10 protein-coding genes are annotated in these 6,355 nt (G+C 70.6%); all 10 read right to left on the bottom strand.

Going from position 1 to position 6,355, the window contains the following annotated elements:
* Nucleotides 1-649: 4Fe-4S binding protein (locus ACXJJV_RS04490; protein ID WP_456466982.1), on the bottom strand; the 649-nt coding region annotated here is incomplete at its 3' end.
* Nucleotides 646-1,086 (bottom strand): 4Fe-4S binding protein, encoded by a 441-nt coding sequence (locus tag ACXJJV_RS04485; protein ID WP_456466981.1) that lies wholly within the window; start codon nucleotides 1,084-1,086, stop codon nucleotides 646-648. The genes ACXJJV_RS04485 and ACXJJV_RS04490, both read right to left, overlap by 4 nt.
* On the bottom strand, nucleotides 1,061-2,206 hold the full coding sequence (locus tag ACXJJV_RS04480; protein WP_456466980.1) for a 4Fe-4S binding protein: 1,146 nt from the start codon (nucleotides 2,204-2,206) through the stop codon (nucleotides 1,061-1,063). The genes ACXJJV_RS04485 and ACXJJV_RS04480 overlap by 26 nt, the downstream gene beginning before the upstream one ends.
* 4 nt (nucleotides 2,207-2,210) lie before the next feature.
* The gene (locus ACXJJV_RS04475) at nucleotides 2,211-2,801 is read right to left on the bottom strand and encodes a 4Fe-4S dicluster domain-containing protein (RefSeq protein ID WP_456466979.1); all 591 of its coding nucleotides are present in this window, start codon (nucleotides 2,799-2,801) and stop codon (nucleotides 2,211-2,213) included.
* Nucleotides 2,771-4,024, bottom strand: coding sequence for a hydrogenase large subunit (locus tag ACXJJV_RS04470; RefSeq protein WP_456466978.1), 1,254 nt, complete (start codon nucleotides 4,022-4,024; stop codon nucleotides 2,771-2,773). The genes ACXJJV_RS04475 and ACXJJV_RS04470 overlap by 31 nt, the downstream gene beginning before the upstream one ends.
* Nucleotides 4,002-4,478 carry an NADH-quinone oxidoreductase subunit B family protein gene (locus ACXJJV_RS04465; RefSeq protein WP_456466987.1) on the bottom strand — a complete coding sequence of 159 codons (477 nt, stop codon included), beginning with the start codon at nucleotides 4,476-4,478 and terminating at the stop codon, nucleotides 4,002-4,004. Before ACXJJV_RS04465 ends, ACXJJV_RS04470 begins: the two co-directional genes overlap by 23 nt.
* Before the next feature lie 9 nt (nucleotides 4,479-4,487).
* On the bottom strand, nucleotides 4,488-4,925 hold the full coding sequence (locus ACXJJV_RS04460; RefSeq protein WP_456466977.1) for an EhaM family protein: 438 nt from the start codon (nucleotides 4,923-4,925) through the stop codon (nucleotides 4,488-4,490).
* Nucleotides 4,919-5,251, bottom strand: a complete 333-nt coding sequence (locus ACXJJV_RS04455; RefSeq protein ID WP_456466976.1) for a DUF2104 domain-containing protein — start codon at nucleotides 5,249-5,251, stop codon at nucleotides 4,919-4,921. Before ACXJJV_RS04455 ends, ACXJJV_RS04460 begins: the two co-directional genes overlap by 7 nt.
* Nucleotides 5,248-5,487, bottom strand: coding sequence for a hypothetical protein (locus tag ACXJJV_RS04450; protein WP_456466975.1), 240 nt, complete (start codon nucleotides 5,485-5,487; stop codon nucleotides 5,248-5,250). Before ACXJJV_RS04450 ends, ACXJJV_RS04455 begins: the two co-directional genes overlap by 4 nt.
* A gap of 16 nt (nucleotides 5,488-5,503) precedes the next feature.
* Nucleotides 5,504-6,352: a respiratory chain complex I subunit 1 family protein gene (locus ACXJJV_RS04445; RefSeq protein WP_456466974.1), complete on the bottom strand. Its 849-nt coding sequence runs from the start codon at nucleotides 6,350-6,352 to the stop codon at nucleotides 5,504-5,506.
* Nucleotides 6,353-6,355 lie beyond the last annotated feature (3 nt).

Below are 6,355 nucleotides of genomic sequence, written 5' to 3'. Positions count from 1 at the left end.
TCTCCACCGCGTCCACCGGGCAGACCTCCACGCACACCCCGCACCCGATGCAGGAATCCTGATCCAGCTCGATCTCCCGCTCAAACCGGGGGGACTCCAGCCGCCGGCGGATCCGGATCGCGTCCGTCGGGCAGGCGTGCTCGCACGCGCGGCAGCCCACGCACCGGTCCAGATCGATCTCCAACCGCTCCAGGTCGGGCGCGTCCACCGGGCAGACCTGACGGCAGAGGCCGCACTGAACGCACCTGGACTCGTCCAACCGCGCCTCCCGCACGTCGATCTTCCGACGGATCACCTCCACCCGGTCGAGCAGGATCTCCACCTCCTTCCCCCGCACCCGCGCCTCACCGCGGACCACGCTGAGCGCGTCCACGGGGCAGGACTTCGCGCACAGCCGGCAGCTCACGCACCGGTCGTGGTCGATCTCGGGCGGGTTGTTGGGGTCCGGCTCCGAGATCGCGTCCACCGGGCACTCCTCGTAGCAGATCTTGCACCCCACGCACCGCTCCCCGTCCACGATCACGAACTCCCGGCGGACGGGCCCCACCTCGGCGGCCACGCGGGCGACGAGCTCCTCGTCCGCCCCCTCCACGCGCTCCAGCACCCGGTCCACCAGCTCGTCCAGCGGAACGCTCTCCCGGGCGCTCAACGCTCCTCCCCCACGGGCTTAATGGCCCGGGCGGGACACACCCTCACGCACTCCAGGCACCCCACGCACCGCTCCTCATCCAGCTCGGGAGGGGACCCCTTGTTCCCGAAGAGGGCGTCGAAGGGGCAGGAGGAGGAGCAGGCCTGACACCCCACGCACCTCTCCTCGATCACCCGGACCCGAACGTCCGGGGGCCCGTCTAGCAGCTCCACCCGTTCCTCGCCCTCCTGAGCGTACGCGCGGCCCATGAGGAGGGCGTCGAAGGGGCACGCCCTCACGCACAGGCCGCACCGGACGCACCGATCCCCATCGATCCGAGCCACCCCGTCCCGAACGGTGATCGCACCCACCGGGCACTCCCGCTCGCAGAGGCCGCAGCCCCGGCACAGCCTCGGGATGACCCTCACCATCCTAACCTCGGTCCAGGTCCGCACCATGCTCGAGACCCACCCGCAGCACGAGCTCGCGCAGCGCCTCCTCCACCTCCTTTCGGACCTCCCGACGGAGCGCCTCACGCTTCAGCCTCCTCTCCAGCTTCCGCTCCAGCCGGCGCCGGAGCCGGCGCTCCCGCTCCTCCAGGGACCCGAACTCCCGCTCGGCCCGCGATCGGAGGAGCTCCTGGAGGGTGCGCAGGAAGGCGTTGCCCACGAGGGCCCGCCTGACCTCCCGCTCCGCCCGGTCCGTCGGCACGGTGTCGATGGCCGAGGTGGGACAGGCCTCGGCGCACAGGCCGCACCGGACGCACTCGGACGGCGTGATCACCGGCATGCGGGTCTCCTCCTCGATCTCGACGGCCCCGACCGGGCAGGCCTCGTAGCAGATCCGGCACCCGATGCACAGCTCCGGGTCGATGAAGTACACGCGCTCCGTCCGGCGCGGGCGCGGTCGGTGGTCCGGACGCTTGAGGGCCTCGGTCGGGCAGTGGGCGACGCAAACGTAGCATCCGATGCACGCGTCGGGATCGGGGCTGCCGGACGGCACGTTCTCCGCGGCGCCCGTGGGGCAGACCTCGTGGCACCTGTCGCACTCGACGCACAGCTCGCGGTTCAGCGTCGGCGGGTCCCGGGTCTCCAGCTCGGGCACGTCCAGCTCGATGGACACCGCGCCGTGCGGGCACACCTTGACGCACTCCAGGCAGCCGCGGCACGCGTCGAGGTCGATCACGTGCTCCTCGATGACGCGCCGCATCACGTCCTCGGGGCAGGCCTCCAGGCACGGCCTCCCCTCGCACTCCTCGCAGACGTCCAGGTCCACGCGGATGGAGCGGACCTCCGGCTCGGCCCGAGGGACCTGGACGGGGCGCATGCGGGGTTCCGAGTCCTCGAAGGTGAGCTCGTAGTACCTCAGCACGCGTCGGGGGCAGGCCTGCACGCACAGCGAGCAGCCCACGCAGCGTTCCTCGTCCAGCCTCACCCGGTCCTCCACCTCGATGGCGCCCACGGGGCAGACCTCCGCGCACAGGCCGCAGGCGACGCACTCCTCCGGGCGCTCGACGCGGGCGAGGTTGACGCGGACGTTCGTGAGCCGGTCGTCGAGGTGGAAGTGGACTTCGACCACGGACTCACCCCTCCCGGGCCCGGCGGAGGGCCTCCTTCAGGTGCTCGGTCCAGCGCCTCGCGAGCTCCTCTACGTCCAGCGGGATCAGCTTGATCGCCCCGGCGACGGGGCACGCCTGGATGCACCGCTCGCAGAGCACGCAGCGCTCCGGGTCGACGCTGGCGGTCTCGTCCACCTCGATGGCGTCCGAGGGGCAGACCTCCTGGCACCGGCCGCAGCCCACGCACAGGTCCCGGTCGACGACGACCCGGGCGGGCTTGGAAGGGACGACCTTCTCCTTTACCTCCTCGGCGAGCGTGCCGACCTCGATGGCGCCCACGGGGCAGACCTCCGCGCACAGGCCGCATCGGATGCACCGCTCGCGGTGGAGGACGGGCCCCCGGTCCCCCATTTCCAGGGCGGGGGGCTGGTTCTCGGCCTCCCCGACGGGGCAAGCGTCCGCGCAGGCGCCGCAGACGACGCACCGGTCGAGGTCGATCCGGGGGAAGTCCCGGAACCGGGGCGGTCGGTCGAGGATCCGGCGGGGGGAGTGCGCGTCGAGCAGCCGCTTGCCGCCCTTGCGGGTCAGGATCTGCCCGAGGTAGTCCGGGAGCATTCCCTCATCACCTCCCGGGCCCGGCCCTCGTAGAGGATCTCGCCGCGGTCCCGGTCCACGATCACGAACCGCTCGTTGCACGCGACGCACGGGTCCAGGCTCGCGTAGACGGCGACGGCGTCGGCGATGGTGGGGGCGCCCGGGGCGATCGCCTCCAGGACGCGGATGTTGGGCACGGAGGGCGTGCGGATGGTGACGCGCCGGACGACCCCGCCCTGGGTGAGCTCCATGTCGTAGACGAGCTCGCCCCGGGGCGCCTCAACCCGGTGGTCGACGTGACCACCCCGGATCTCCAGCTCGCGGCGGTGCTCTCCCTCGGGGAGCTCGTCCACGATCCGCTCGATGAGGTCGATGGACTGGAGGCACTCGTCGTACCGGACGAGGATGCGGGCCAGGTTGTCGCCCCGCTTGCGGGAGACGGGCTTGAAGCCGAGCTCCGGGTACACGGGCTCCTGGAGCCGCATGTCGGACTCGGGCACGCCGGAGGCGCGGGCCTGGGGGCCGACGACGCGGTACCGGCGGACGTGCTCCTTCGTGATCACGCCCACGCCGCGGGAGCGGAGCTTGATGAGGGGGTCCGTCTGGGCGATGCGGCGGTACGCCTTCACGTCCTCCTCGACCTTCTCCAGGGTCTCGAGCACGCGCTCCAGCTGGTCCTCCGTGACGTCGACCCGCACCCCGCCCACGACGTTCCAGCCGGTGAGGATGCGGTTGCCCGTGATCTCCTCGATGCAGTCCAGGACCCGCTCCCGCGTGTTCATGTTCCAGACGAACATCGTCTCATGCTCGATGGAGTAAAAGTACGCCGCGTTGGCGATCAGGTGCGACTGGATACGGTCCAGCTCCTGGACGAGCACGCGCAGGAAGAGGCCCCGCGGGGCGGGCTCGCCCTCGGCCGTGCGCTCCACGCCCCCGATGAAGCACATGTTGTGCGCGTGGGAGCAGATCCCGCAGACGCGTTCGGCCAGGAACGCGGCCTTCTGCCACGGCATCCCCTCCATGATCCGCTCGATCCCGCGGTGGCAGTAGCCCATCTCCACCTTGCAGTCGACGACCTCCTCCCCGCGCACGGCCAGCTTGATGCGCAGCGGCTCCTTGAGGATGGGATGGTTGGGGCCCACGGGCACCTTGTGCGAGATGGGCACCTCCTCGCCCGTCTCCACGTCCACCACGCGCACGTTGCCCCGGGGGGACGCGTCCCTACCCTCCCGCCTCCGCTCCATGCTCGCTACCCCGCCGGAACTCCCACGCTCGGAAGAGTCGCGGGACGACCTCCACGATGGCCGACACGATCTCCTCCGGGCGCGGGGGGCACCCGGGCACCTCGGCGTCCACGGGGATGATCTCCCGGACGGGCCCGCAGACGCGCCCGCCCTCCTGGTTGAAGATCCCGCCGGAGCAGGCGCACGCGCCCACGGCCACCACGGCCTTGGGCTCCGGCACCTTCCGGTACAGCCGCTTCAGCTTCTCCCGCCACTGGTACGTGACGGGGCCCGTGACGATCAGGACGTCGCTCTTCCTCGGGTTGTTGTGGTAGTAGATCCCGTACTGCTCGAGGTCGTACCGGTACGTGTAGCAGGCGAGGATCTCGATGTCGCACCCGTTGCAGCCGCCCGTGTTCACCACCGTGACGTGGATCGAGCGGGAGCGCACGAACCCCTTCAGCCGCTTCAGCAGGGAGCGCAACTACACGATCCCCCGCTCCCGCAGGGAGTAGAACGCGCGGAGCAGCCGGTCCCGGTCGAGCTCCACGGGCTCCCGGCCCCGGTACAGCTCCAACAGCTCCTCCCTCAGCTCCTCCCGCAGCTCACCCTCGCCGATGACGTCGAGCAGGAGGAGCAGCTCCGCCGTCTCGTCCACGTTCTCGACCAGGCGCTCCAGCTGCTCCACCTCGGGGTGAAGCCCGTAGAGGGCCGTGCAGGAGCGGGCCCGGGTGAGGACGGACCGGACCTGGTCCTTCTCCACTCCCAGCAGCTCGGCCAGGCGCCGGACGATGTCCCGGTCGTAGGCGTAGCTCCGCAGGATCCACCGCTTCACGCGCAGCACGGTCTCCTCGTCCTCGGCGTAGAGTTCCTCGAGATCCTCCTCCGTCAGGTCCTTCCTCCGGGTGAGCAGCTTCAGCATCCTATCACCTCCATCCCGCGGTGGGCGAGGAGGATCGAGCAGAACAGGAGCAGGCCGAGCGCGGTCTCGATGCGGCCGTACCCGGGGCGCATGTTCACCACGAACCCGGCCAGGAACGCGCCCGCCGGGAGCCCCAGCGGTCGCCACTTCACCCAGGAGACGGCCAGGGTGGACCAGCCGAGGAGGGCCAGCGGGAGGGCGATCGGGTCGACGCGCCGCTCCCGGAAGATCTCCCCGTAGACCCGGTAGCTGTACTCCAGTCCGACCAGGGAGCCGACCACGAAGGCGGCCGTCGCGCCCAGGATGGCGAGGTCCTCCGGGTTCATAGGTGCCCCACCCGCAGCACGTGCAGGCAGGCTAGCAGTAGGGTCAGCACGGCCAGTGGCACGGCGAGTTCCTCGGCCCGGTGGACCGCCTCGCACGTGCGGCTGCAGGTGGCGAGGAGTAGGGTCACCGCCAGCAGGATCAGCGCGCCGATCCGGGACTGGGTGGAGTGCTCCGCGGCCGTGATCCCCACCATCACCAGGAGGGAGGAGGTGAGCGCGAGCAGGTGGGGTCTCACTGGTCTCCGCCCCCCTTCAGTGGATCAGCGCGTCCAGGAACATCAGCGACGCGACGAGCACGTGGACGCCCACGGCCTGGTACGGGGTGAGGATCGGGGTGATCGCGCACAGGACGGCCAGGAGGATCGTGAGCGCGCCCATGACGAGCAGGTGGGTGGCCGGGTCCGAGACGCCGAGGAACACGGCCTGGAAGATCCAGAGCTCGCAGTAGAACTTCAGGGCCTCGGCCGTGTGTATGAGGCCACGGAGGAAGCCGGGGTACTCCGTCAGGTACCCCTCCACGATGTCGTAGCCCTTGGAGGGGTCGAGGGGTGAGTAGGGGGCGTCGATCCAGAGCAGGGTGAAGAACGCGAGCGCGGAGAAGGGCGCGTGCTCGATCAGCGGCCCGTGCGCGCGCTCCCACGCGAGGATGCCGGCCACGTCGGCGTGCCCGGTGATGAAGTACGCGGAGACGAGGGAGCAGGCGAGGGCGAGCTCGCCCGCGGGCATGATCGCGTGCCGCACGCCGCCGATCTTCGTGTACGTGGAGCCCGCGGACACGCCGGCACCGTGCGAGAGGACCTTGTAGGCCGCGTAGAAGGCGAAGAAGGGGAGCAGGTTGCCCTCCAGGACGGCGGAGATCGTGACGGCGGAGGACCAGACGATCACGTTGAACACGGGCACGAGCCAGTACAGGAACCCGGCGGCGGTGATGGGGGCGTAGGCCTCCTTCATGAGGAACTTGAGCGTGTGCAGGAACTCCTGGATGATGGGCGGGCCCGGCCGCCGCTGGATGCGCGCGATCACCTTCCGGTGCAGCCCGAGGTACACGCTGCCGACGAAGAACGCCTCCAGCAGCCCCAGCACGGTGTCCACGACGATCATCCG

It is taken from the genome of Methanopyrus sp. (genome assembly GCF_053997775.1).
This window is presented reverse-complemented; position numbering and strand designations above follow the sequence as displayed.